Annotated in this window: 1 protein-coding gene; it reads right to left on the bottom strand. The window is 35.2% G+C overall.

Annotated elements, in window-relative coordinates; genetic code table 11:
- A partial coding sequence (locus tag SBH76_RS13880; protein ID WP_317978168.1) for a transposase occupies positions 1-320 on the bottom strand: 320 nt, incomplete at its 3' end.
- Positions 321-355 lie beyond the last annotated feature (35 nt).

Below are 355 nucleotides of genomic sequence, written 5' to 3'. Positions count from 1 at the left end.
AAGGCATCTCTTTTAGGCTTCCTCCCTTGAGTAAGCCAGATAAAAGCAATATCTCTTTCGCATAAATCTACAATACGATCAATAGAACGAATTCCTCGCATATTTGCATAAGTAATAACTGCATACATCATGATAGGGTTATACCCTGTTCTTCCCTTATCCGAACAATTGGCTAACAGTCCGGAAAAATCTAAATCCTCCATAACTTTTTTTAGGGTATAGACCGGATCGTCATCGGGTAAACTCAATTCATAGAAACTAAAGTTGATTTTCTGTTGACCTATTTCAAAAAAGTCGTTATAATAATTAACTGTGAGCATAGTTACATTATAACATGTAACGGAGAAAGATGGTT

Origin of the sequence: Lachnoanaerobaculum sanguinis (genome assembly GCF_033242365.1) — a bacterium.
Classification (GTDB): domain Bacteria; phylum Bacillota; class Clostridia; order Lachnospirales; family Lachnospiraceae; genus Lachnoanaerobaculum; species Lachnoanaerobaculum sanguinis.
The sequence above is the reverse complement of the archived record's forward strand: the minus strand, read 5'-3'. Positions and strand labels throughout refer to the sequence as shown.